Source organism: Kitasatospora sp. NPDC092948 (assembly GCF_044754805.1).
Classification (GTDB): Bacteria; Actinomycetota; Actinomycetes; order Streptomycetales; family Streptomycetaceae; genus Kitasatospora.
Genome location: NZ_JBIVPU010000007.1, coordinates 145,240 through 168,170 on the forward strand (window position 1 = coordinate 145,240; position 22,931 = coordinate 168,170).

The following is a 22,931-nucleotide window of genomic DNA, read 5'->3' on the forward strand; positions in this document are numbered from 1 at the left end:
ACATGACCACGGCTCCCACCCCGGTGCCGGCCCCGGCCGCCGCTGACCTCAGCGGCGGCCCGGTGGCCACCGACACCGCCGCCTCCCCCACCCCGAAGCCCGCCGGGCGCCGCCTGCTGCGCGGCAAGTCCTGGCTGGCCACCGTCCCGCTGCTGGTGTTCTTCCTGATCGGCTTCGGCCTGCCGGCCGTCGCCATCGTCACCGGCGCGTTCACCGTCTCCAACGACGCGGAGACCGGCGCGGGCACGTTCACCACCGCCAACGTCACCGACTCCGTGCAGGGCGCCTACTGGACGGCGCTGGTCTCCAGCGTGAAGCTGTCCGCGCTCACCGCGCTGCTCGGCACCGCGATCGGCGTGCCGATCGCCCAGGCCGTGCTCACCTCCCGGTTCCGGGTGCTGCGCGAGGCGGTGCTGACCGCCTCCGGCGTGCTCGCCAACTTCGGCGGCCTGCCGCTGGCGTTCGCCTTCGTCGCCACCCTCGGCAACGCCGGCGAGCTGACCAAGATGTTCCACCTGACCGACCACGGCTGGTCGCTGTACAGCTTCACCGGCCTGACCGTCGCCTACCTGTACTTCCTGGTGCCGCTGATGGTGCTCACCATCACCCCCGCGCTGGAGGGCCTGCGGGTCCAGTGGCGCGAGGCCGCCCAGAACAACCGGGCCACCGGCCTCCAGTACTGGCGGCACGTCGCGCTGCCGATCCTGTTCCCGTCGCTGCTCGGCGGCTTCGTGCTGCTGTTCGGCTCGGCGTTCGCCGCGTACGCCACCGCCGCCGCGATGGTCGGCGCCACCGTCCCGCTGATCAGCCGTCAGATCGCCGACGCGCTGTCCGGCAACGTGCTGACCGGCCAGGGCAACCTGGCGCTGGCGCTCAGCCTGGACATGATCATCGTCGCCGTCCTGGTGATGGCCGTCTACCTGCCCCTCCAGCGCCGGAGTGCCCGATGGCTCAGCTGATCTCCCGTCTGCGGGTCTGGCGCGGGGCGGTCCTGCTGCTGGCCGGCCTGTACTTCCTGATCCCGATGGCCGCCTCGGTGTGGTTCTCCATCGACGACGTCAACGGCATCTCGTTCGACGCCTACACCGGTCTGCTGTCCGCCCCCGGCTTCACCGACAGCCTGGTGCTCACCCTGGAGCTGGCCGCCGTCACCGTGGTGGTGCTGCTGCTCCTGCTGGTCCCCGCGATGATCGCGGTCCGACTCGGCTCGCCCAGGCTCCGCCCGGTGCTCGAAGTGGTCTGCACCCTGCCGCTGGTGGTACCGCCGGTCGCGCTGACCGCCGGTCTGATCGGCGTGCTCCGCTGGGGCCCGGACTACCTGATGGACACCCCGTTCTTCCAGACCTTCGTGTTCGTCCAGCAGCCGCAGTTCCCGCTGGTCCTGGTGATCGCCTACGTGCTGATGGCGCTGCCGCTCGCCTACCGCGCCCTGGACTCCGGCCTGCGCGCCGTGGACGTGCGCACCCTGGTCGAGGCCGCCCGCAACTGCGGCGCGAGCTGGCCCCGGGCCGTCGTCTCGGTGATCCTGCCGAACCTGCGCGGCGCGCTGCTGAACGCCTCGTTCCTCACCCTGGCCATGGTCCTCGGCGAATTCACCACCGCCTCGATCCTCGGCTACCAGCCCTTCGCCGTGTGGATCTACTCGGTCGGCAACAGCCAGGGCCAGATGTCCGTCGCGGTGTCCGTGCTCAGCCTGCTGATCACCTGGGTGCTGCTGCTCCTGCTGGCCGCCGCCGGCCGCGAGCGCCGCCACAAGACCGCCACCGCCTCCTGAGCCTCCCCGGAGACCACCACCCATGAGCACCGCCACCGTCGCCCCCACCACCAGCGCCACCGTCGAATTCCGCTCGCTGCGGCGGCAGTTCGGCACCACCACCGCCCTCGACGGCCTCGACCTGACGGTCGAGCCGGGCGAACTCCTCGCCCTGCTCGGCCCGTCCGGCTGCGGCAAGACCACCGCGCTGCGCATCCTCGCCGGGTTCGAGACCCACGACTCCGGCGAGGTCCTGGTCGACGGCGAGGACATCACCCGGATCCCCGCCCACAAGCGCGACGCCGGCATGGTGTTCCAGTCCTACAGCCTCTTCCCGCACCTCACCGCCGCCGACAACGTCGCCTTCGGCCTGCGCATGCGCGGCGCCGCCAAGGCCGAACGCCGCAAGCGCGCCCAGGAGTTGCTGGAACTGGTCGGCCTGCCGCAGCGCGCCGAGCACTACCCGCACCAGATGTCCGGCGGCCAGCAGCAGCGCATCGCGCTGGCCCGTGCCCTCGCCCTCCAGCCGCGCGTCCTGCTGCTCGACGAACCGCTGTCCGCACTCGACGCCAAGGTCCGCCTCTCGCTGCGCGAGGAGATCCGCCGCCTCCAGCAGGAACTCGGCATCACCACGCTGTTCGTGACGCACGACCAGGAGGAGGCCCTCTCGATGGCCGACCGGGTCGCCGTGCTGCGCGCCGGCCGGCTCGAACAGTGCGCGACGCCCTCCGAGCTGTACTCCCGGCCGGCCACCGCGTTCGTCGCGGAGTTCGTCGGCACCATGAGCCGCATCCCGTGCGCGCGCACGGCCGACGGCCGGGTCGAGGTGCTCGGCCGCCGCCACCCCGTGGACGGGACCCTGCCCGCCGACGGCGAGCTGCACGTCCTGGTCCGCCCCGAGAACGTCGAGCTCACCCCGGCCGCGGACGGCCCCGCCCAGGTCGTCGCCGCGTCCTTCCTCGGCGCCGTCACCCGCCTCACCGTCCGCCTCCCCGACGGCACCGAGATCAAGTCCGACCTCCCCACCGAGACCGCCGCCGCCCTTCCCCTCGGCGCCCACGCCACCCTCACCCTGCCCGACCGCCCCGTCCTGGTCGACCGGGCGTCCTGACCGGCCGCGGAACCGCGCCTCCCGGCCCGCCGGGGCCGGGGGAGAAGCGCCCGCGACGGCAGGACCCCGCCCAACACCCGCCCGCCGACAGCCATTTCCGGCCCGCGCCGCGCCGCACCGCGTCACTTCGCCCCGCGTCGCCCGATGAGCCCACGTAAGGTACCGCCATGCCTGCATCCCACCCCGCCGCCGTCCTGTTCGACATGGACGGCACCCTGGTCGACACCGAGCACCTCTGGTGGCAGGCCGCGTCCGAACTCGCCGCCGAACTCGACCTCACCCTCACCGACGCCGACCTCCCGGAGGTGCTCGGTCAGGCCGTCGAGCACACCGCCGCCCACCTGCACCGCAGCAGCCGCACCGGCCGGGCCGAGGCCGACCTGATCGAGCACCTGAACGAGGCGTTCGCCGCCAAGGTCGAGGCCGAGATCGTCCCCCGCCCGGGGGCCCTCGCCCTGCTCGCCGCGCTCCGCGACGCGCGCATCCCCGCCGCGCTGGTGTCCGCGTCCCCGCGCCGGGTCGTCGACCTCGTCCTGAACGCCCTCGGCCCGCACTGGTTCGCCACCACGCTCGCCGCCGAGGACACCCCCCGCACCAAGCCCGCCCCGGACCCGTACCTGGCCGCCGCCGAGCGGCTCGGCCTCGCCCCGGCCGCCTGCGTCGCCGTCGAGGACACCCCGACCGGCGTCGCCTCCGCGCACGCCGCCGGCTGCGCCGTCCTCGCCGTGCCGTCCGCCGTCCCGATCCCGGCCGGCGACGGCGTCACCGTGCTGGACAGCCTGGAGCTCGCCGACCTCGCGTTCCTCGGCTCCCTCACCGCCGCGCCGGCGTCCTGATGCCGTATCTGCTGCTCGCGCTCGCGATAGCCTGCGAGGTCTGCGCCACCAGCCTGCTCAAACTCACCGACGGCTTCTCCCGGCTGTGGCCCAGCCTCGCCGTCGGCGCCGGCTACGTCCTGTCGTTCTACCTGCTGGGCCGCGCCCTCAAGCACATACCGGTCTCGGTCGCCTACGCGGTCTGGTCCGGCGCGGGCACGGCCGCCGTGGCGGCCATCGGCGCCACCTTCTTCGGCGAGTCGCTGGGCCGGCTCCAGTGGTGCGGCATCGCCCTGGTGATCGCCGGCGTGGTCCTGCTCAACCTGCGCTCCACCCACTGACCTGCACAAACCCGGTTGACCGCCGTGCCGTCGGTCCGCGAGCATCCCCCTCATGTCCCTGGAAGCCACCCTCGCCCGGGCCGAGGCCGATCTCGCGGCGGGCCGCGTCCCGATGGCCCGGCAGCGGCTGCGCAGCCTGGTCGAACACCACCCCACCGACCTGACGGTGCGTCACCGCCTGGCCGCCGTGTACCGCCTGTACGGCGAGCCGGCCGAGGCCGGGCGCTGGAACTACCTGGACGAGTCGGCCGACCCGGCGGAGACCGCGGCGTTCGAGGCCCGGTACCCGAGTCCGCTGCGCCGGATGATCGCCCTGCGCTGGCTCGCCCCCGAGGACCACGCCCCGACCGAGACCGCCCGGGCCCGGCTGGCCGCCCTCCGCGGGACGGCCGTGGGCGGCGACGGCGGCCCCGTCACCTGGACCGACCTGTTCGTCGCACCGGAGGACCGGCTCCCCGGGCCCGAGCCCCGCGATTTCCTGCTGCCCACCTGCCTGGCCGTCGCGGTCGTCCTGCTCGTCCTGGCCGCGATCGGCGCGGTCGCCGTCGTCCGCCGGTTCCTGTGACCGGGTCCCCCCGCCCCGAAGGGCCCCCGCGGTGAGCGTCGAATCCACCCTGGCCAAGGCCGCCGCCGACCTGCGCGAGGAGCGGGTCGACCTGGCCCGGGACCGCCTGCGCGGTCTGCTGTCGAGCCTCCCCACCGACCTGACGGTCCGCCGGGAACTCGCCCACGCCTACGCGGGGCCGCCGACCCGGAGCGAGGCCGGGCGCTGGAACTACCTCGACGAGTCGCTGACCACGGAGCAACTCGTCGCCTTCGAACGCCAGTTCCGCGACCCGGGCCTCCGCCTCGCCGCCCTGCGCTGGCCCGACCCCGACCACAACCCGCCGTCGACCGAACTCGCCCGCCGCCGCCTCGCCGCCCTGCACCGCCGGGCCACCGGCGTCTGCCCCGACTGGCCGGACCACCCGGACGACGCGGCGACGCCGGACGCGCCGCTGCCGCCGCGCCCGCTGCCGCCCCCGCCGGTGCAGCAGGCGCCGCAGCCCCGGTTCGCACCGCGCCCGCCCGAGCTGCCGATGCATGTCGCCGCCTTCCGGCTGACCTTGCTCGTCGCCGGCGGCGTGGCCCTGATCGCCCTGGTCCTGCACCTGCTCGGCTGACGCCCGTTCCGCCCGGCGACGACGGTCCGAAGTCGGGTGATCCGCCGCCTACTTGAGCGATCCGCGCAGCTCGTCCACCCGGTTCGCGGAGGCGGTGAACGCGTCGCGGTCGAGGTCCCCGGAGTCCAGTGCCCCGGCCAGCGCCGCGGCGGCCTGGTCGCCCTGGGCGACGTCGCGGGCGGAGCAGAGGATCAGGTCGACGCCGGCCCGGGCGACGGCCAGGGCGCGCTGCGCGGTGGTGCCGACGGGGTCGAGGGCCTTGGCCTCCAGGGCGTCGGTGACGGTGACGCCCTGGTAGTCCAGGCGGCCGCGGAGTTCGTCGCGGACGACGGTGCCGGACAGGCCGGCGGGGGTGCCGGGGTCGAGGGCGGGGTAGATCGCCCAGGAGAGCATCACCAGTTTGACGCCGGCGGCGACCGCGTCCTGGTAGGGCCGTTCGTCGACGCTGCGCAGCTGGTTGAGCGGGACGGTCAGGGTGACGGGCTCCTCGTCGGTGTTGGCCCCGGCGGGGGCGCTGCCGAGGCCCGGGAAGTGCTTGGCGGTGGCGGCGACGCCCGCGCCCTGCTGGGCCTTGATGAAGGCGGAGCCGAGCCGGCCGACGACCGCGGGGTCGGTGCTGTACGAGCGCCGGGCGCTGTCGGCGAAGTCGCCGGCGGTGCGGTAGACGTCGAGCACGGGCGCCAGGTTGAGGTTGAGTCCGAAGCCGGCCAGGGCGGCGGCGGCCTGGTTGCCGGTGGCGGTCGCGGCGGCGGTCGGATCGGCGGCGCGACCGACGTCCTTCGCGGACTGGGCGGGCCCGCCGGGCACCCGGCGGACCAGGCCGCCCTCCTGATCGGTCATCAGCAGCAGCGGCCGGGGGTTCGGGCTCTGCTGTTCGGCCTGCCGCAGCTGGTTGACGGCGGTGCGCAGGGCGGCCGGGTCGCTGCCGACGTTCTCGGCGAAGAAGATCACTCCGGCCACCCGGCCTTCGCGGATGCGTTGCAGCAGCGCGGCGGGCGGGGTGGTGCCGGGGTAGGAGTAGACGATCCGCTGCCCGGCGAGTTCGGCGGAGCTCGCGTCGGTGGTGGCGGCGGACGTCGGCTCGGCGCTCGGCGTGGGGCTCGGCGCCGAGCCGGCCGGCTGGGGGCTCCCGGTCGGCTCGGCGCTGGTGGCCGAGGGGGTCGGCGACGGGTTGCCGCCGCCGTTGCCGGGCGATCCGCAGGCGGTGAGCAGCGCCAGGCCCAGGGTGAGCAGTCCGACCGACCTCAGTGAGAGCGACATACCGTCAGATAAGCACGCGAACAAGCCCGGAGCCAGTACCCGCGCGGCCCCGGGGCGTCGCCACCCCGGGGCCGCACGACAATATGACGCACCGTCAGCCGAGCAGCACCGCAGGCAGTTCGGCGATCGAGCCCAGCACGTGGGTGGCGCCGTCGGCGCGCAGCCGGGCCTCGTCGTGGGCGCCGGTGAGCACGCCCGCCACCACGGACGCGCCGGCCCGGGTGCCGGTGAGCATGTCGTAGCCGGTGTCGCCGGCCACCGCGATCTGCCGGACCGAGTCGGTGCGGGTGCGCAGCAGCGCGGCGAGCACCATGTCGGGGTAGGGGCGGCCGCGGCCCGCGTCGGCGGGGCACAGCGTCAGGTCGGCCACCGACTGCCAGCCGAGCGCCGCGAGGATGCGGTCCTGGGTGGTGCGGGAGAAGCCGGTGGTGAGGACCACCTTCCGGCCCTGGCCGCGCAGCTCGGCGATCGCCTCGGCGGCGCCGGGCAGCGCCTCGCAGCGGCCCTCGTCGACCAGGCTGTCGTAGCCCGCCTCGAAGGCCAGGTTGGCGGCCTGGGCGCGGTCCTCGTCGCCGAACAGGTGGCGGAAGACCGAGATCTTGGACTCGCCCATGGTGGCGCGGACGTGCTCCAGCATGGCGGCGTGCTCGGGGCTGCCGGGCTCGACGCCCTGGGAGCGGGCGGCGGCGGCGAAGGCGAGCTCCACCAGGCCGTCGTCGGCGACGGTGGTGCCGGCCATGTCGAGCACCACCAGGGACACATCGTGCGTGGTCATGTTCTGCCCTTGCAGTCGTACGGGAAGGGGGAGGCTCAGAGGCCGGCGAGGTTCGCGGTGGTCTCCGCGATCGCGGGCGAGCAGGTCATGCCGCGCCCGCCGGGGCCGGTGACCAGCCAGGTGCCCTCGGCGACCTGCTGGCGGTGCACCACCCGGGTGCTGTCCAGGCACTGGGCGTAGACGCCGGCCCAGCGGCGGCGGATCTTCGGCAGCGGCCGGCCGAGCAGCGCCTCGGCGACCTCGGCCACGTGCTCGTACGGGTCCTCGACCACGTCGAAGCCGAACGGCTGGTCGTACTCGTGGGTGTCGCCGATGGTGAGGCCGCCGTCCTTGCGCTGGACCATCAGCAGCTGCATCTTGTGCTCGGCGGCGACCGGCGGCTGCGGCTGGCCGGCCCGCAGCGCGTCCAGCTCGGGGCCGGCGAAGGCGGGGTAGTAGCGGAACGAGTCGCCGTCGGCGACGGAGGTGGTGAGGGTCTCGCCGAGCGGGTCGGTCTGCATCATCTGCAGGCGCACCCGGCGCACCGGCAGGTCGGGGGCGAGTTCGCGGACCAGGCCGCCGAGCCAGGCGCCGGTGCACAGGATCACCTGGTCGCCCTGGTGCAGCTGCCCGTGGTCGTCGCGGACGGCGGCGGCGCCGACCACCTCGCGGACCTCGCGTCCGGGCAGGAAGGTGTAGCGGCCGGTGGCCTCCAGTGCGGCGCGCAGCGCGGGCTGGGCGACCCGGGACTCGACGGCGCCGTCCCGGGTGCAGTGCAGGCCGCCGAGGAAGCTGCCGCGCAGCGCCGGGTTGACGGCGCGGACCTGGCCGGCGTCGAGCAGCCGGTAGCCGCGGGCCTCGGCGTCGGGCAGCTTCACGGCGGCTTCGGCGACGGCCAGTTCGGCCTCGGTGCGGGCCAGGGTGAGCGAGCCGTTGGGGCGGAACCACAGGCCGGGGACGCGGGCGCCGATCTGCTCCCACAGTTCGCGGGCGCGCAGCGCGACCTCGAGTTCCTCACCGGCGGCGCGTCCGCTGACCCAGACCAGTCCGAAGTTGCGGACGGACGCGCCGCGCGCCTCGGCCTCGCGCTCCAGGTGGACGACCTCGTGGCCGCGCTCGACGGCCTGCCAGGCGTGCATGGTGCCCAGCACGCCTGCTCCTACGACGATTACCTTCATGCGGACAGGCTGGGGCGTCGAGGTGGCCGCAGGTCGTCCGGCTCTCGTCGGGCAGGTGAACCGCCCGCAAGAGTTGTCCATACAACCTGCGGCGGGTCAGGCGGCTCCGGCGCCGAGCACGGATCCGAGCGGGCCGGTGCGCAGCCGGTCGACCAGCGGTGCGGCCCGTCCGGCGAGCGCCGCCAGCACGACGGCCACCAGGACGCCGACCACGGCGCCGACCGCCACGTCGTGCGGGTAGTGGACGCCGACCCAGACCCGGGAGGCGCCCATCAGCACGGCGGCGAGCAGGCCGATCCAGCCGAGCCGCCGGTCGGCGAACCAGAGCGCGGTCGCGGCGGCGAACGCGATCACCGTGTGGTTGCTGGGGAACGACCAGTCGCCGGCGCCGGGGCAGGTCTCCAGGGTGAAGCTGCCGGAGATCTGCTGGCAGGGCCGGTTCTCCTCGACCAGGCCCTTGAGCACCGAGTTGGCCAGGTACGCGCCGACCACGATCAGCGGCGAGGCCAGCACCCGGGCCATCACGGCCGAGTCCGCGCCGCGGGCCCGCCACCAGCCCCACACCATCAGCAGCGCGAAGACGCCGAGGCCGAGCGCCGACCAGACCTTGACCAGCTCGTCGAACCAGTGCGGCGCGACCTCGGCCCACCCGGTGACCCGGGTGTAGAGGCCGCCGTCGATGCCGCTGCCGTCGTAGGCGAGCAGGCGGGCGGAGGGATGAACGTTCGGAGTCACAGGGACAACATGTACCAGAACGGACGAGGCGGACGGCTCGTTCGCGGCTGCGAGCAGGAGTGACTGGGGCAAGGCTGGCGGACCTCCCGTTACCTTTGGGGGTGGCCGAACGCGGGCCGCCCCTGCGTCTACAGTGGTGTAGACGTCGATCGACAGGACTGTAGACGAATCCCGGAGGTTCGCGCGACATGACGGATTCACCCGCCCGTCGCCCGGCGGGAGAGCTCGAGGCCCAGGTGCTCGCCGCTCTCTGGGCCGCCGGCACGCCGCTCACCCCCCAGCAGGTGCAGGACGCCGTCGACGCCGACCTGGCCCGCACCACGGTCGCCACCATCCTGGCCAGGCTGCACGAGAAGGGCACCGTCGCCCGCAGCAAGGCCGGCCGCTCCTTCGCCTACACCCCCACCGTCCAGGACGCCGACGGGCTCGCCGCCCGCCGGATGCGCACCGAGCTCGACCGCGGCCGCGACCGCTCCACGGTGCTCGCCCGGTTCGTCTCCGACCTCTCCGGCGAGGACGAACGGCTGCTGCGCGAACTCCTCGGGGACCAGCCGTGACGCTGGCCGTCTGGATCCCGCTGCTGCTGCCGCTGCTCGCCGCGCCACTGGCCCGCCGGGTCGCCGAACAGCTCGCCCCGCGCACCGCCGCGCTCACCCTGGCCGCCACCGCCGCCGCCCTCGGCACCGCCGCCCTGGCCTCGCTCGGCCTGCTCGCCGTCACCGGCCTGCTGCACCTGCCGTACGCCGCCGCGCTGGCCCACTTCTCCCCCGCCCGCCGCCTGCCCGACGCCCTGTCCGGGACGCAGTGGGCGCCCGCCGCGGCCGCCGCCGCGCTCGCCCTGCTGGTGATCGGCGCCCTCGCCGCCCGCACCGCCCACCACCAGCTGGCCGACCTGCGCCGGGCCCGCCACGCCACCGGCGACGCCCCCGCCCGGCTGCGCGACCGGCTGCGCCGCCCCGGGCCGGCCCCCGCCGCGCTCACCGTGCTCGACGACCACCGCGCCGACGCCTACGCCCTGCCCGGCCGCCCGCCGCGGATCGTCGCCACCACCGGCATGCTGGCCGCGCTCAGCGCCCCCGAGCGGGCCGCGCTGCTCGCCCACGAACGCGCCCACCTGGCCGGCCGCCACCACCTGCTGCTGGCCGCCGCCGAGTACGCCGCCGCCTGCCACCCGGCGCTGCGGCCGCTGCGCGGCGCGCTCGGCTACCACCTGGAGCGGTGGGCCGACGAGTGCGCCGCCGCCGAGGTCGGCGACCGCGCCCTCACCGCCCGCGCGATCGGCCGGGCCGCCCTCGCCTCCGCCGGCGCCCCGCCCGCCCCGCGCCCCCGGCTCGCGCCCGCCGCGGCCGGCGGCCCGGTGCCGCGCCGGGTCCGCGCCCTGCTCGCCCCCGCCCCGCCGCGCCACCGCCGCGCGGTCCGCACCCTGGCCGCGCTCGCCCTGGCCGGCTGCCTCGCCGCCACCGCCGTCACCACCGCCGAGGCCGGCCACGACCTCCACCGCGCCGTCGAAACCGCCCAGGGCGAACACCCCGCCCAGCACCGCTGAGCCCGCGCAGAACCGACCAGTGTGCACCGGCCGCGGCCCGGCGGACGACATCCTTTCCCCGGCTCGGCGTGTCCACGTCGACCGGCATACGCTGACAGCCGACGTCGAGACCGGGGGTACCCATGCAGCACGGCACCGGAGGCCCCCGGTCGGCGCCCCGCACGCACGCCCCGGCCCGGGCCTACGACCGGATCATGGCCGGCGACCGGCCCGCCCCCGACGACCACGCCGTCCGACCCGAGATCGAGGACTCCTGGGCCCGGCTGCGCCGCCTCGGACTGGACCCGGAACGCCCCCGCGAGACCCACCGGGTGACGCCCGCCGAACTGGAGGAGCTGCGCCGCGCCACCGGCCTGGCCCCGGTGCTGCCGCTGCTGCGCTCCACCCTGTTCCCGCCCGGCGACTCCACGCCGCTGGTGCTGGCCGTCGCCGACCCGAAGGCCCGCATCCTGTGGATGGACGGCGAACGGCGGATGCGCCGCGCGGTGGACGCGATCGGGTTCGAACAGGGCGCGCTGTGGGCCGAGGACGAGGTCGGCACCAACGCCATCGGCCTGGCCGCCCGCACCGCCCGGCCCGCCCAGGTGCACTCCGCCGAGCACTACCTGCGCAGCCACCACACCTGGTCCTGCTTCGGCGCGCCGATCCGCGACCCGCGCACCGGCCGCCCGGCCGGCGTGGTCGACCTGAGCGGACCCGCCGTCGGCGACCACCACTACCTGCGGCAGCTCGCCCTGACCGCCGCCCGCCTCGCCGAGACCGAACTGCGCGCCGCCCACCTGGAGTCGCTGCACCACCTGCGCACCGTCGCGGTGCCGCTGCTGGCCCGCTTCGGCGGCCCCGCGCTGGTGGTGGACCCGGCCGGCTGGACGGCCGCCGCCGTCGGCGTCCCCGCCCCGCCCCGGCTGACGCTGCCCGCGGAGAGCTGGGAGGGCGGCGGCGTGCACTGGGTGCCGACGCTCGGCGAGTGCGTGGTGGAGCCGCTGGCCGACGGCTGGCTGATCCGCCCGTCCGCGCCGCAGCCCGCCGACCCCGACGAGCCCGGCGGCTCCGGCCTGGTCGAGCTGGACCTGCGCCGCACCGACCGCCCCGAGCTGCGGGTCAGCGGCAGCGCGGGCTGCTGGTCGCACACCCCGAGCCCCCGGCACACCGAGCTGCTCCTGCTGCTGGCCCTGCACCGGGACGGCCTGAGCGCCGCCGAACTCGCCGAGGCGCTGTTCGCCGACCCCGGCCGCACCGTCACTGTTCGCGCCGAACTCTCCCGGCTGAGACGGCACTTGGGCCCGCTCCTGGAGGCCCGGCCGTACCGGCTTGCGGCCTGCGCCCGGGCGACCGTGCACGGCCCGGACGACCCGTACGACCTCCTGCCGGGCTCGGCCGCCCCCGCGGTCCGGGCCCTGCGCGCCGACCTGGCGCACGGCATGCTGCGACTGCCCACCGCGCCCGGGACTCAGCGGCCCTCGGCCAGCAGCCTCGCCAACTCCTCGTCGCTGGGCAGCAGTTCGACCTCCTGGCCGTCGGGGACGAGCCGGTAGGTACGATCCAGCCAGGCCTTCACCTGCGGCCGGGACGCCTCCAGCAGCGCACTGCCGTACGGGGACTCCAGCGCCACGTGCAGGGTGAGGCCGTGGCACGGGCAGTGGGTGGGCCACAGCTTGACGTCGCCCTGGCCGCTGAGCGAGTCCAGGCCGTCGCGCAGCAGTTCGCGGGAGAACACCCAGTCCGCCTCGTCGGGACGGTCCGCGTGGAAGGTCAGCCGCACCTCGTACGGCGCCGCGGCGTCGTACCGGAACCGGGTGCGCACCTCGCCGACCTGCTCCTCGTCCAGCGCGATCCGCAGCACCAGCTCCTCCTCCACCGCACCGGGCACGACGGCTCCGGGCTGCTCGCCGCCCGTGGGGGTGGCGGCGAACGGCTGGTCGGACGGGGCGGACAGCGGATCGCGCGGCATGACGGTCTCTCCGAGGCGGGCTGGGTGTCCGCCCAGCCTGCTCCCGCACCCCGGCCCCTGCAACGGTTGCAGGGGGGTTGCACACGCTGTTCGGCGTGGCCGGTTCCGGCCGTCCGCCGCCCCCGGGGCCTGATTCGCACCCCGGTTCGGTACGGGATCTGGCGGTCCGTCAGACCGCTGGTAGTCTCGTCCCTCACGCGCCGTTCGTCCGGGCACCCCGACGACACCGGGTGCGGCGTCGCGTTCGGACCGGACGCCGGACGCGGACCATACCCAGGAAGGGGAGCCCGGTGGCGCTCCGCGAGCAGTCCCGGCCCGTCACCACGGGCCGGACCGGACGGCACGGCCGACCGCGGCCGTTCGGCGGGCGGCTGCGACTGCCCACCATCCGGTTCTCCGGCGCGGCGATGGCGATGTCCACGGTGGTCGGCATCAGCCTGGCCACCACCTGGCTGCTGAACGAGCAGCAGCAGATCGGCCGCCGCCCGAACGTGACCGTCGGCGGCCCGCCCGTGCCCAGCCCCGACGCCTCCGCGACCGCCGACGCCACCCCCGTCGACGAGCCGACCGCCACCCGGGCCGCCCCGCTGCCCCCGCTCGGCTCCGCGACCGCCGCGCCCCTCCCCGGCCCGACCCGCACCGGCGTCCGCCCGGCCTCGGTGACCCGCCCGGTGGCCGCGACGCCGCCCTCGCCGTCGTTCACCGGGCCGGCCGCGACGACCCCGGCCCCGTCCCCGTCCCCGTCCCCCTCCGCGAGCGACAGCCGCGCGCCACTGGCCCCGCCGTCGTCGCCCTCGCCGTCGCCCTCGCCGCGGCCCGAACCGGAGCCCACCGCGCCGCAGTCGCTCAGCGGCTCCGCCCGGGTCGACGCGCTGGGCCGCAACGGCACCCGGCACGTGGTGCAACTGCAGGTCGACGAGACCATGACGGCCCTCCAGGTCGAGTTCCGCCTGATCCGCCCCGTCGCCCTCCCCGGCACCGCCCCCGCCACCGACCTCCCGGGCGCGGTCGCCACCGTCGCCCTGGAGCGCGACACCCTCGTCTACCGCTTCACCACCCCCTCCGACCAGCCGCTCCCCCCGGGCACCTACACCTTCACCGTCACCGGCGCCATCCCCGCCCCCACCCCCACCGCCCCGGAGACCTGGACCGCCTCCGCCTTCGCCCTCCCCACCAGCCGCGCGGTCGCCGCCCGCGGCTCGTTCTGATCCAGGGGCTCGAAGAACGGCGACGCCCTGTTGCCGGCGGCCGGAGACAGCGGTTGGCCATGGCTGCGGCGGGCCTCAGGACAGGAACCCGAAACAACGGAACGCAAAGCGCCCTGTTGACCCTCCGCAGACACGACCCCGCCGTTCCCCGGCCCCTGGTTTCGCGCCCTCTCCCCTACTCGAATGCCGCGCGCACCGCGCGGGTGCGCCGCAGGTCGTCCGTGCAGTCGACCAGGTTGCGGTGCAGCGAGGGCGTCAACTCCTGGTCCGCGAGGGCCAGTTCCGCGGCGGCGAGCACCTCGGGCGTGGCGTGGGCGGCCGGGTACAGGGTCTCGCCGAGCAGGCGGGCGATGATGTCGCCGCGCCGGGCGGCCTCGCCGATCCGCTCGAAGTAGCGCAGCGCGTACCCGCCCATCTCCGTGTCGTCGCCGGAGGACCAGAACCCGCGGGCGGTGGCCTCCAGCAGGCGGTTGCCCATCGCGTCGGGCGTGAACAGGGCCTGCCAGGCCGCGGCCTTGGTGTCGGCCCCGGGGAGCGCCGCCCGGCACCTCGCGGCGCCGAACTCGGCTTCGGTGCCGGGCTCGCGGGCGAGCTCCGCGGCGATCTGCGGCTCGGAGAGTTCGCCGAGCGCGGCCAGCCGGGCCAGGCCCGCCCACCGCAGTTCGGGCCCGATCGCCAGCCCGGCGGGGACGTCGTCCCCGGCCAACCAGCCTCGCAGTTCGGCGAGTTGCTCCTCGCCGCCGGAGGACTCCACGGCAGCGCGCAGCGCGGCCAGCCGAATGCCGTCGCCGCCGTCACCGGCCAGCAGCGCCCGCGCGGTGCGGCTGATCGCGGCCAGGCCCTCGGTGCGGCGGGCGCCGGTCAGGTGGCGGCCGACCACGTGGACGTGGGCGAAGGTGAGCACCGCCTCGACGATGGCGTCGACGTTCTCGGCGGGCAGGTGGCGTTCCATCAGGTCGAGGTAGGCGGCCGGGTCGAGTTCGGCGTCCCGGACCAGGTCGCGGGCGTGCGCCCAGAGCACGGCGCGGGTGACGTCGTCCTCGACCGCGGACAGCGACTCGGCGACGAGCTGCCAGGAGTGCGCGTCCAGGCGGATCTTGGCCCAGGTGAGGTCGCCGTCGTTGGGGACGACCAGCTGGGCGCCGGCCTCGACCAGGGCGGGCACGGCGACCCGGCGGCCGGGGCCGAGTTCGACGGCGACCCGGCCGGCGGGGACGACCCGGCCGTCCTCGATCCGGTAGCCGCCGACCTCGATCAGGTGCGGGCGCTCGCCCTCGTTGACCACGGTGAGCGCGGTGAGGGCGCCGTCGGCGGCGCGTTCGGTCTCGGCGCGCAGCGTGTCGACGCCGCTGGTGCGCAGCCAGCTCTCGGCCCAGCCGTGCACGTCGCGGCCGCTGGCGGTGGCCAGTGCGGCCAGGAAGTCGGGCAGTTCGGCGTTGCCGTACAGGTGGTCGGCGAAGTAGGCGTTGAGGCCGGCGAAGAAGGCCTCGTCGCCGAGCCAGGCGACGAGCTGGCGCAGCGCGGAGGCGCCCTTGGCGTAGGAGATGCCGTCGAAGTTGACCATCGCCTCGGCGACCGAGCGGGTGCCGTTGCCGGCCACCGGGTGGGTGGAGGAGCGCTGGTCGGCGTCGTAGCCCCAGCCCTTGCGCTGCACGGAGAAGCCGGTCCAGGTGCCGGTGAAGCGGGTGGATTCGGCGGCGATCCGGTAGCCGAGCATCTCGGCGAACGACTCGTTCAGCCAGAGGTCGTCCCACCAGCGCATGGTGACCAGGTCGCCGAACCACATGTGGGCCATCTCGTGGCAGACCACCATGGCGCGGCGCTCGTGCTCGACGAAGGTGGCCGGGGAGCGGAACAGCATCTCGTCGCGGAAGACCACGCAGCCGGGGTTCTCCATCGCGCCCCAGTTGAACTCGGGGACGAACGCCTGGTGGTACTCGCCGAACGGGTAGCGCTCGTCGAAGAGTTCGTGCAGCCGGTCGAACGAGGCGGCCGTCACCTCGAACAACTCGGGGGCCTCGCGGTCGAGTTCGGCGGCCAGCGAGCGGCGGGCGTGCAGGCCGAGCGGGATGCCGTCGTGCTCGCCGTAGACGGAGTGCAGCGGGCCGGCGACCACGGTGAACAGGTAGGTGGAGATCGGCTTGGTGGCGGCGAACTCCCAGTGCCCGTCCTCGGACTTGACCGGCGCCCCGTTGGCGACCAGGGTCCAGTCGTCGGGGGCGGTGGCGGTGAGGGTGATCGGGGCCTTGAGGTCGGGCTGGTCGAAGCAGGCGAACACCTTGGTGGCCAGGTCGGGGCCGCAGGTGGCGTACAGGTAGACGGCGTCGTCGGCGGGGTCGATGTAGCGGTGCAGGCCTTCGCCGGTGCGCGAGTAGCGCATCTCGGTCTCGATCAGCAGCTCGTTGTCGGCGTGCAGTCCGGGCAGCGCGAGGCGGTTGCCGTCCAGGGCGGCCACGTCCAGCGGCTGCCCGTTCAGGACGGCCCGGTGCAGGGCGGCCGGTTCGAGGTCGACGAAGCTGTCGCTGCCGGGCTCGGCGCAGCCGAACCGGATCACGGAGGTGCTGCCGAACCGCTCGGGTCCGCGGGTCAGGTCGAGGTGGACGGTGTAGCCGCGGACCTCCAACAGGCGGGCACGGACAGTTGCTTCGGCTCGTTGCAGTGCTGGCATGACTGCATGCTCGCCGAGCCCGCCCGGGCCCGGCAAGCGCGTTCGACCCGGATTCGCTGGTGGCGTACCCGGGGTGTTCGAGCGCGACGGCTAGGGTGTGTCGCGGCGGCGAGTCGAGGAGGAGCACGTGACGTCTGTTCTGGTGCAGGGCGGCAATGCGCCGCTCGGTGCGGGCCGGGTCGTGGTGGAGGTCACCGCACCCAAGCAACTGGACGTTTCCGGGCTGCTGTTGACCCAGTCCGGCAAGGTCCGCTCGGACGCCGACTTCGTCTTCTTCAACGCCCCGAACGGCCCGGGCGTGACGCACCGTCCGGCCGCCGGCGCCACCGCCGACGCGATCGCCGTCGACACCGCCGCGGTGCCCGCCGACATCACCCGGATCGTGGTCACCGCCTCGCTGGACGACCGGCGGGCCACCTTCGCCGGCACCGAGCCCACCGCGACCGTCCGGGACGCCGACAGCGGCCGTGCGCTGTTCACCTTCACCCCGCCCCGGCTGGGCGTGGAGACCGCCCTGGTGGTGGTCGAGGTGTACCGGCGCGGCGCCGAGTGGAAGATCCGCGCCGTCGGCCAGGGCTACGCCAACGGCCTGGCCGGCATCGCCACCGACTTCGGCGTCACGGTCGAGGACGCGCCCCCGACCGCGGCGGCCGCCCCGCCGAGACCCACCGCGCCGCCCGCCGCCCCGCCGATGCCGTCCGGCTCGCCGGCCGTCGGCAAGATCACCCTCGACAAGGGCCGGGTCAGCCTGGTCAAGGGCGGCTCGGTCTCGCTGGAGAAGGCCGGAAAACCGTTCCTCTCCGCGGTCCGGATGGGCCTGGGCTGGGAGCCCGCCACGCACGGCCGCGGCATCGACCTGGACGCCTCGGTGATCGCCTTCGACGCCCGGCGCGAGAAGATCGACACCGCCTGGTTCATGAAGCTGTCCGTCTTCAACGGCGCGATCGCCCACTCCGGCGACAACCTCACCGGCAACGGCGCCGGCGACGACGAGTCCATCACCGTCCACCTCGACGGCCTGCCCGCGGAGGTCTGCGGCCTGGTCTTCGTCGTCAACTCCTTCTCCGGCCAGAAGTTCACCGACGTCAAGAACGCCTACTGCCGGCTCACCGACGCCGCCACCGGCGACGAACTGGTCCGCTTCGACCTCACCCACGCCGAACCCCGCACCGGCGTCGCCATGTGCAAGCTGGTCCGCCAGTTCTCCGGCGAGTGGGTGATGACCGCCCTCGGCGAGTACGTCGACGCCAAGACCGCCCGCTCCATGGTCAAGCCCGCCGCCGCGATGCTGTGAGCGGCCCCGCGCCGATGCCGGCCCGCGCCGCCGGGGTCGCCCTGGTCGATCCGTCCGCGATCGACCGGGCGGCCGCCGCCCCGGACGCCGCCGTGCGCCACCGGGTCGACACCGCCGCGGTCGCCTCCCGCGCCGACTTCTTCGACGCCGTGCGCGACGCGCTCCCGATGGCCCCCCGCTGCTCGGCCGGAACAGCTGGGACGCCCTCGACGACTCGCTGTGGGGCGGCCTGGACGAGGCCCCCGGCGACACCGCCCTGATCGTCCTGACCGACCTCACCCTCCTGCGCGACCGCGCCCCCGAGGCGTTCCGGGACGCCGTCGACGTCCTCACGAGGGTCGCCGACACCCTCGCCGACCCGGTCTTCACGATGGGCCGCCCGACCTTCCTGCGCTGCCTGATCGGCCTGCGCGGCACGGCCGGCTGACCGCCCCGCCGCACGCCGACGGGGCCCGCGGCGTCACGCCACGGGCCCCGTACGGGAGTTGAGCGACCGTCAGCCGCGGGTGGCCATCGCCCGCAGGAAGAAGGTCAGGTTGGCGGGGCGCTCCGCCAGGCGGCGCATGAAGTAGCCGTACCACTCCTGGCCGTAGGGCAGGTAGACGCGCATGGTGTTGCCGGCCTCGGCCAGGCGCAGCTGCTCCTCGGGGCGGATGCCGAACAGCATCTGGTACTCGAAGGAGGTGACGTCGCGGCGGTTCCACTCGGCCAGCTGGCCCGCGATCTTGATCATGTTGGGGTCGTGCGAGGCCACCATCGGGTAGCCCTGACCGGCCATCAGGACCTTCAGCGCGCGGACGTACGCCAGGTCGACGTCACGCTTGCCCTGGAAGGCGACCGACTCGGGCTCCTTGTAGGCGCCCTTGCAGATCCGGACCCGGGAGCCCTCGTGGGCGAGGTCGCGGCAGTCGGCCTCGGTGCGGCGCAGGTACGCCTGGAGGACGACGCCGAGCCACGGGAAGTCGGCGCGCAGCTCGCGGGCGATGGCCAGGGTGGAGTCGGTGGTGGTGTGGTCCTCCATGTCGAGGGTCACCGTGGTGCCGGCGTCGGCGGCGGCCTGGCAGATCCGGCGGGCGTTCTCCAGCGCGATCTTCTCGCCGTCCACCGGCAGGAACTGGCCCACCGCGGAGAGCTTGACGGAGACCTCGGCGTCGGCGGCGAGGCCGGTCTCCTTGAGGGCGGTCAGCAGGTGCTCGTACGCCAGGGCGGTGCCGGCGGCCTGGGCGGCGTCCTTGGTGTCCTCGCCGAGGTGGTCGAGGGTGACCTTGCGGCCGCTGTTGACCAGCGTCTCGGTCGCGGTCACGCCCTGGTCGAGGCGGTCGCCGGCGACGAAGCGCTCGACTATCGCGTGGGTGGGCGGGAACTTCTCGACCATGGTGCGCACCTGCGGGGAGCGCGAGGCGGCGAGGAGGGCGGAACGGAGCATCGGGGACTCCCGGATCAAGGATCAGCTGGTGGCGAGAGGTGCGGGGCGGCCGGGGGTGGCGGCCGCCCCGCGGGCAGCACAGAGGGGCGGCCGCCCGCCGCGCGCGCCGGGGAGGGCGGCGGCGGGCGACAGGGGCGGATCAGCCCATGTGCGGGTAGCGGTAGTCCGTCGGCGGGACGAACGTCTCCTTGATGGACCGGGTGGACGTCCAGCGCATCAGGTTCTGCTTGGCGCCGGCCTTGTCGTTGGTGCCCGAGGCCCGGCCGCCGCCGAAGGGCTGCTGGCCGACGACGGCGCCGGTCGGCTTGTCGTTGATGTAGAAGTTGCCCGCGGCGTTGCGCAGCACGTGCATGGCGTGCTCCACGGCCTCGCGGTCCTGGGCGATGATCGAGCCGGTCAGGCCGTAGGACGACACCGACTCCATCTGCGCGAGCATCTCGTCGTACTTCTCGTCCTGGTAGACGTGCACGGCGAGGATCGGGCCGAAGTACTCGTCCTTGAAGTACTCGGCGGACGGGTCCTCGCAGACCAGCACGGTCGGGCGGACGAAGTAGCCGACCGAGTCGTCGTACGTGCCGCCGGCCAGCACCTCGACCTTCGGGTCGGCCTGGGCACGGTCGATCGCGGCCTTGTTCTTGGCGAACGAGCGCTCGTCGATCACGGCGCCCATGAAGTTCGCCAGGTCGGTGACGTCGCCCATGGTGAGCCACTCGACCTCGTCGCGGAAGTCGTCCTTCAGCTCGGCCCAGATCGACGCCGGGACGTACGCCCGGGACAGCGCCGAACACTTCTGGCCCTGGAACTCGAAGGCGCCGCGGGTCATCGCGGTCTTCAGGATCGCCTTGTCGGCGGACGGGTGGGCGACCAGGAAGTCCTTGCCGCCGGTCTCGCCGACGATCCGCGGGTAGGTGCGGTAGCCGGAGATGTTGGTGCCGACCTCGCGCCACAGGTGCTGGAAGGTGGCGGTGGAACCGGTGAAGTGGATGCCGGCCAGCGCGGGGTGCTTCAGCGCGACCTCGGAGACGTCCAGGCCGTCGCCGGTCACCATGTTGATGACGCCCTTGGGCAGGCCGGCGGCCTCCAGCAGGCGCATCAGGTAGTGCGCGGCGAACTGCTGCGTCGGGGACGGCTTCCAGATCACCACGTTGCCCATCAGCGCGGGCGCGGTCGGCAGGTTGAGGGCGATCGCGGTGAAGTTGAACGGCGTGATCGCGTAGACGAAGCCCTCCAGCGGGCGGTGGTCCATGCGGTTCCACACGCCGTCCGAGGAGACCGGCTGCTCGGCCAGGATCTGCCGGGCGAAGTGCACGTTGAAGCGCAGGAAGTCGACCAGCTCGCAGGGGGTGTCGATCTCCGCCTGCTGGGCGGTCTTCGACTGGCCGAGCATGGTGGCGGCGGCCAGCGTCTCGCGCCACGGGCCGGCCAGCAGGTCGGCGGCGCGCAGGAAGATCGCGGCACGCGAGTCGAAGGAGAGCGCCTGCCACGCCGGGGCGGCGGCCAGCGCGGCGTCGACGGCCTCGCGGGCGTCGTCCTGGGTGGCGTTGCGCAGCGTGCCGAGCCGGGCCGCGTGGTTGTGCGGCTGCACCACGTGGATCTCGGAGCCGCCGCCGAGGCGCTGCTCGCCGTTGATCGTCATGGTGAGCTGGATCGGCCCCTGGCCGCCCAGCTCCTTCAGCTTCGCCTCCAGGCGGGCCCGCTCGGGGCTCCCGGGGGCGTAGCTGTGGACCGGCTCGTTCACCGGCGCGGGGACCTGGGTCACAGCATCCATGGCGCACGCTCTCCTTCTCGTCATGGGACGCCGACGGGGTTCACACGTCGGCCGTGTCACGAACGCTATTCCCCGTTCCCGCCGCCAACTGTTGGCCGCGCCGCCAAAGTCCCCCGCTCGCCGTTGTCCGCCCGGACGAACAGCGTCACGCCGCGGTCACGGCCGCCCGATCCTGTCCGACTCACTAAACTCGTGGCCGGGATGTTGTCCGTCCCGACGAAGACCCGACGAAGACCCGACGAAGACCCGACGAAGACCCGACAGATCCGACAGCGACTCCACGAGGAACCCGCACATGAACGGCCTGCCGCTGCGCCAGCTGCTGATGTCGCTCGGCGAACCGCTGGTCGAACTCCAGGCGGCGCCGGCCGGCCTGGACGTCCCGGTCCGCCACGTCGCCATCCTCGACCCGGAGGACCCGCCGACCGCCGCCCCGGGCGAACTCGTCCTCGCCATCGGCGCCCGCGGCCGCGCCGCCCTCCCCGCCCTGCGCGCCGCCGGCCGCGCCCGGGCCGCCGCCGTCGCCGTCAAACTCGACGGCCCCGGCCAGGCCGACGCGCTGCGCGAGGCCGCCACCGAAGCCGGCGTGGCCCTGCTGTCGGTACGCCGCGAGACCCGCTGGGAACACCTCGACTCGCTCGCCCGCACTCTGCTCTCCGGCCCGGACAGCGCCGAACCGGGCGAGGCCGACACCGGCGACCTGTTCTCGCTCGCCCAGACCGTGGCCGTCCTCACCGGCGGCATCGTCTCCATCGAGGACACCTCCAGCCGGGTCCTCGCCTACTCCCGCACCTCCGACTCCGACGAGGTCGACGACCTGCGCCGGCTCTCCATCCTGGGCCGCCAGGGCCCCGAGCCGTACCTCGCCAAGCTCCGCGAATGGGGCGTCTTCTCCCACCTGCGCGGCTCCGACGGCGCGATCGAGATCGCCGCCCACCCCGAGCTCGGCATCCGCCGCCGCCTCGCCATCGCGATCCGCTCCGGCGCCCAGCCGCTCGGCACCATCTGGGTCCAGGAAGGCGCCCGCCCGCTCACCGCCACCGCCGACCGCGCCCTGGTCGGCGCCGCCCGGGTCGCCGCCGGCCAACTGGTGCGCCGCCGCCGCGAGTTGTCGGCCGACGCCCGACTCACCCAGACCCTGCTCACCGGCCTGCTGGAAGGCTCCACCGGCCCCCAGTCGCTCGCCACCCACCTCGGCCTCGACCTGCGCCGCCCCGCCACCGTCCTCGCCTACGCCCCGGCCGCCACCACCGAACGCGACGCCGAACTCACCCGCGACGAAGTCACCGGCCTGATCTCCGTCCACACCGCCGCCCGCCACCGCGGCGCCCTGCTCGCCCCGGTCGACTCCCGCATCTACGTCCTGCTCCCCGAACTCCCGCCCGGCCTCCCGCAGTCCGCCCTCCGCGACTGGGCCCAGGAGACCGTCGACGCCGCCCGCACCCACCTCGGCATCCCGCTCCGCGCCGCCATCGGCCCCACCGTCCCCGGCCTCGCCGACGTCCCCGCCTCCCGCGCCCAGGCCGACCGCATCCTCGACGCGATGGGCCGCGGCGGCGTCGTCCCCGACGTCGCCGCCCTGCACGACGTCCAGGCCGAAGTCCTGGTCTCCGAAGTCCTCGCGCTCCTCCACGACCGCCCCGAACTCCGCGACCCCCGCCTCACCGCCCTCACCGCCTACGACACCCGCCACCAGACCCGCCTCGCCGAATCCGTCCTCGCCTACCTCGACGCCCTCGGCGAAGTCCGCACGGCGGCGGACGCCCTCCACATCCACCCCAACACCCTCAGATACCGCGTCCGGAGAGCGGAACAACTGACGGGCCTCGACCTGACACAGCCTCAACAGCGCCTACTGGCCATGCTCCAACTCCGCCTCTCCGACTCCTGACCGGCCACTCCCCCACCGAAACCCCGCCCCCCGCCGACCTCAAGGCCAACCCTGGCCGGCCGCAGGCCG

23 protein-coding genes are annotated in these 22,931 nt (G+C 74.7%); 15 read left to right on the forward strand and 8 right to left on the reverse strand.

Annotated elements, in window-relative coordinates; translation table 11 throughout:
* Positions 1-2 precede the first annotated feature (2 nt).
* The 7 genes from ACIQF6_RS22095 to ACIQF6_RS22125 all read left to right on the forward strand — a co-directional run bounded on the left by ACIQF6_RS22095 (position 3) and on the right by ACIQF6_RS22125 (position 5,183).
* Positions 3-959: an ABC transporter permease gene (locus ACIQF6_RS22095; protein WP_400897539.1), complete on the forward strand. Its 957-nt coding sequence runs from the start codon at positions 3-5 to the stop codon at positions 957-959.
* Positions 947-1,774 carry an ABC transporter permease gene (locus ACIQF6_RS22100; protein ID WP_400897541.1) on the forward strand — a complete coding sequence of 276 codons (828 nt, stop codon included), beginning with the start codon at positions 947-949 and terminating at the stop codon, positions 1,772-1,774. The genes ACIQF6_RS22095 and ACIQF6_RS22100 overlap by 13 nt, the downstream gene beginning before the upstream one ends.
* Before the next feature lie 22 nt (positions 1,775-1,796).
* Complete coding sequence (locus tag ACIQF6_RS22105; protein ID WP_400897543.1) at positions 1,797-2,864, forward strand: ABC transporter ATP-binding protein; 1,068 nt, start codon at positions 1,797-1,799, stop codon at positions 2,862-2,864.
* A 167-nt stretch (positions 2,865-3,031) separates the two neighbouring features.
* Positions 3,032-3,700, forward strand: a complete 669-nt coding sequence (locus ACIQF6_RS22110; RefSeq protein WP_400897545.1) for an HAD family hydrolase — start codon at positions 3,032-3,034, stop codon at positions 3,698-3,700.
* Positions 3,700-4,020, forward strand: a complete 321-nt coding sequence (locus tag ACIQF6_RS22115) for a DMT family transporter (protein ID WP_400897547.1) — start codon at positions 3,700-3,702, stop codon at positions 4,018-4,020. Before ACIQF6_RS22110 ends, ACIQF6_RS22115 begins: the two co-directional genes overlap by 1 nt.
* A gap of 52 nt (positions 4,021-4,072) precedes the next feature.
* On the forward strand, positions 4,073-4,585 hold the full coding sequence (locus tag ACIQF6_RS22120; protein WP_400897549.1) for a DUF6584 family protein: 513 nt from the start codon (positions 4,073-4,075) through the stop codon (positions 4,583-4,585).
* A 31-nt stretch (positions 4,586-4,616) separates the two neighbouring features.
* Positions 4,617-5,183, forward strand: a complete 567-nt coding sequence (locus ACIQF6_RS22125; protein ID WP_400897551.1) for a DUF6584 family protein — start codon at positions 4,617-4,619, stop codon at positions 5,181-5,183.
* 48 nt (positions 5,184-5,231) lie between these two features.
* Here the strand turns inward: ACIQF6_RS22125 and ACIQF6_RS22130 are convergent, their stop codons facing one another.
* The 4 genes from ACIQF6_RS22130 to ACIQF6_RS22145 form a co-directional block, all read right to left on the reverse strand.
* Positions 5,232-6,443: a glycoside hydrolase family 3 N-terminal domain-containing protein gene (locus ACIQF6_RS22130; RefSeq protein WP_400897553.1), complete on the reverse strand. Its 1,212-nt coding sequence runs from the start codon at positions 6,441-6,443 to the stop codon at positions 5,232-5,234.
* 94 nt (positions 6,444-6,537) lie between these two features.
* The gene (locus ACIQF6_RS22135; protein ID WP_400897555.1) at positions 6,538-7,218 is read right to left on the reverse strand and encodes a phosphonatase-like hydrolase; all 681 of its coding nucleotides are present in this window, start codon (positions 7,216-7,218) and stop codon (positions 6,538-6,540) included.
* A gap of 35 nt (positions 7,219-7,253) precedes the next feature.
* Positions 7,254-8,375, reverse strand: a complete 1,122-nt coding sequence (locus tag ACIQF6_RS22140) for a TIGR03364 family FAD-dependent oxidoreductase (protein ID WP_400897557.1) — start codon at positions 8,373-8,375, stop codon at positions 7,254-7,256.
* A 96-nt stretch (positions 8,376-8,471) separates the two neighbouring features.
* Complete coding sequence (locus ACIQF6_RS22145) at positions 8,472-9,110, reverse strand: phosphatase PAP2 family protein (RefSeq protein ID WP_400897559.1); 639 nt, start codon at positions 9,108-9,110, stop codon at positions 8,472-8,474.
* 188 nt (positions 9,111-9,298) lie between these two features.
* Here ACIQF6_RS22145 and ACIQF6_RS22150 point away from each other — a divergent pair, with 188 nt between their 5' ends.
* The 3 genes from ACIQF6_RS22150 (at position 9,299) to ACIQF6_RS22160 (ending at position 12,191) form a co-directional block, all read left to right on the forward strand.
* A complete protein-coding gene (locus ACIQF6_RS22150; RefSeq protein WP_400897561.1) occupies positions 9,299-9,667 on the forward strand; it encodes a BlaI/MecI/CopY family transcriptional regulator in 369 nt (122 codons plus the stop codon).
* Positions 9,664-10,656 carry a M56 family metallopeptidase gene (locus ACIQF6_RS22155; RefSeq protein WP_400897563.1) on the forward strand — a complete coding sequence of 331 codons (993 nt, stop codon included), beginning with the start codon at positions 9,664-9,666 and terminating at the stop codon, positions 10,654-10,656. Before ACIQF6_RS22150 ends, ACIQF6_RS22155 begins: the two co-directional genes overlap by 4 nt.
* 122 nt (positions 10,657-10,778) lie before the next feature.
* Positions 10,779-12,191 (forward strand): GAF domain-containing protein, encoded by a 1,413-nt coding sequence (locus ACIQF6_RS22160; RefSeq protein ID WP_400897565.1) that lies wholly within the window; start codon positions 10,779-10,781, stop codon positions 12,189-12,191.
* Here the strand turns inward: ACIQF6_RS22160 and ACIQF6_RS22165 are convergent.
* Complete coding sequence (locus ACIQF6_RS22165; protein ID WP_400897567.1) at positions 12,107-12,607, reverse strand: SsgA family sporulation/cell division regulator; 501 nt, start codon at positions 12,605-12,607, stop codon at positions 12,107-12,109. The two genes, ACIQF6_RS22160 and ACIQF6_RS22165, sit on opposite strands and share 85 nt — an antisense overlap.
* 290 nt (positions 12,608-12,897) lie before the next feature.
* On the opposite strand from ACIQF6_RS22165, the gene ACIQF6_RS22170 reads away from it, so the two are divergent.
* Entirely contained in the window at positions 12,898-13,815 is a 918-nt protein-coding gene (locus ACIQF6_RS22170; protein WP_400897569.1) for a hypothetical protein, read from the forward strand.
* 175 nt (positions 13,816-13,990) lie between these two features.
* On the opposite strand, the gene pepN is transcribed toward ACIQF6_RS22170, so the two are convergent.
* Complete coding sequence (gene pepN, locus ACIQF6_RS22175; protein ID WP_400897571.1) at positions 13,991-16,483, reverse strand: aminopeptidase N; 2,493 nt, start codon at positions 16,481-16,483, stop codon at positions 13,991-13,993.
* 139 nt (positions 16,484-16,622) lie between these two features.
* Between pepN and ACIQF6_RS22180 the strand changes: the two genes are divergently transcribed.
* The 3 genes from ACIQF6_RS22180 to ACIQF6_RS22190 are packed head-to-tail and all read left to right on the forward strand — an operon-like array spanning position 16,623 to position 18,204.
* Complete coding sequence (locus ACIQF6_RS22180; RefSeq protein WP_400897824.1) at positions 16,623-17,777, forward strand: TerD family protein; 1,155 nt, start codon at positions 16,623-16,625, stop codon at positions 17,775-17,777.
* The gene (locus tag ACIQF6_RS22185) at positions 17,774-18,037 is read left to right on the forward strand and encodes a hypothetical protein (RefSeq protein ID WP_400897573.1); all 264 of its coding nucleotides are present in this window, start codon (positions 17,774-17,776) and stop codon (positions 18,035-18,037) included. The genes ACIQF6_RS22180 and ACIQF6_RS22185 overlap by 4 nt, the downstream gene beginning before the upstream one ends.
* Positions 18,007-18,204, forward strand: coding sequence for a hypothetical protein (locus ACIQF6_RS22190; RefSeq protein ID WP_400897826.1), 198 nt, complete (start codon positions 18,007-18,009; stop codon positions 18,202-18,204). The genes ACIQF6_RS22185 and ACIQF6_RS22190 overlap by 31 nt, the downstream gene beginning before the upstream one ends.
* Before the next feature lie 69 nt (positions 18,205-18,273).
* Here the strand turns inward: ACIQF6_RS22190 and ACIQF6_RS22195 are convergent, their stop codons facing one another.
* Together ACIQF6_RS22195 and pruA are read right to left on the reverse strand one after the other, a co-directional pair.
* Positions 18,274-19,203 (reverse strand): proline dehydrogenase family protein, encoded by a 930-nt coding sequence (locus ACIQF6_RS22195; RefSeq protein ID WP_400897575.1) that lies wholly within the window; start codon positions 19,201-19,203, stop codon positions 18,274-18,276.
* Between the two features lie 139 nt (positions 19,204-19,342).
* The gene (pruA, locus tag ACIQF6_RS22200; RefSeq protein ID WP_400897577.1) at positions 19,343-20,971 is read right to left on the reverse strand and encodes an L-glutamate gamma-semialdehyde dehydrogenase; all 1,629 of its coding nucleotides are present in this window, start codon (positions 20,969-20,971) and stop codon (positions 19,343-19,345) included.
* Positions 20,972-21,266: 295 nt separating this feature from the next.
* Between pruA and ACIQF6_RS22205 the strand changes: the two genes are divergently transcribed.
* A complete protein-coding gene (locus ACIQF6_RS22205) occupies positions 21,267-22,862 on the forward strand; it encodes a PucR family transcriptional regulator (protein WP_400897579.1) in 1,596 nt (531 codons plus the stop codon).
* Positions 22,863-22,931: the final 69 nt, after the last annotated feature.